Here is a 1,143-nt window from a genome sequence, read left to right on the forward strand (position 1 = left end):
CCCGCACCGCGCCCTCGCTCCGCACGGTGTCCCCGCTCCGCACGGTGTCCCCGCTCCGCACGCCGGGGGCGTCCCGGGCTCCCAGCCCGAAGGCGACGGCCTCGCCCAGCGTCTCGCCGAACAGCGCGGGCCGCTCGAACGCGTACCCGACCGCGCGGCGCAGCGGCTCGCGGCCGATCTCACGCAGAGGCACCCCGTCCAGCAGCACGGCGCCGCGTTCGGGATCGACGAGCCGGCCGGCCACGGCGGCCAGCGACGACTTGCCCGAGCCCGAGCGGCCCACGACCGCCGTGCACGTGCCGCCCGGCACGACCAGGCTGACGCCACTCAGCAGCCGCACGCCGTCGGCCCGTACGGTCACCTCGCGCAGCTCCAGGGTGCCGGGGCCGGGCGGCAGCGAGCGCTCCCCGTACGCGGGGGCCGGCACGGCGAACAGCTGCTCCAGCCGCAGGGCGGCCGACCGTGCGCGGGCGATGCGCGCCGCGTAGCCGAGCGCCGACCCCAGGCCGGCGCCGAGCACGACGTAGCGCGCGGCGGCGAGCAGCTCGCCGACGGTGAGGCCGCCCGCCGCCAGGCGCAACCCGCCGACGCCGAGCACCACGATCTCCAGGAACGGGATGACGACGGCGGCCTGGACACCGGCCCGCGCCTGCAGCCGCCACAGCGCCAGGCCGTGGGCGCGCAGGCGGGGGAGCGGGGCGAGCACGCGCGCGGCCTCGCGATCCTCGCTCCCGGCCGCGGTGATGGTGCGGGCCCCGGCGAGGGCGCCGACGAGCATGGCCGCGATCTCCCCCTGGGCCTGCTGGTAGCCGCCGGAGGCCGCCGTGGTCCTACGCATGAACGCGCGCAGCACGGCCACGATCACAAGCAGACCGGCCACCAGCGTGACCGCGAGCCACGGGTCGATCAACGCGAGGGCGACGACGCTGCCGGCCGCCGGAACGATCAGCGTGGCGGCCGTGACCACCGCCTCGGGGGTCCGCCCGGCCTCCTCCACGTTCACCCCGGCGCGGGTGACGAGCTCACCCGGCGTGAGGTGACGGCACATGCCGGCGCCGACCGACAGCGTGTGGTCCACGACCCGGGAGCGCAGCCACTGCGCGGCTCGCGCGCCGCTCACGCCGGCGGGGGGCACGCGCAGCG

1 protein-coding gene is annotated in these 1,143 nt (G+C 78.3%); it reads right to left on the minus strand.

Annotation, left to right across the window (positions count from 1 at the left end):
* Positions 1-1,120: ABC transporter ATP-binding protein (locus AB0J39_RS39705; RefSeq protein WP_363474389.1), on the minus strand; the 1,120-nt coding region annotated here is incomplete at its 3' end.
* Between the last annotated feature and the right edge of the window lie 23 nt (positions 1,121-1,143).

This window comes from Microbispora sp. NPDC049633, assembly GCF_040675265.1.
In the GTDB taxonomy this organism is placed as follows: Bacteria; Actinomycetota; Actinomycetes; order Streptosporangiales; family Streptosporangiaceae; genus Microbispora; species Microbispora maris.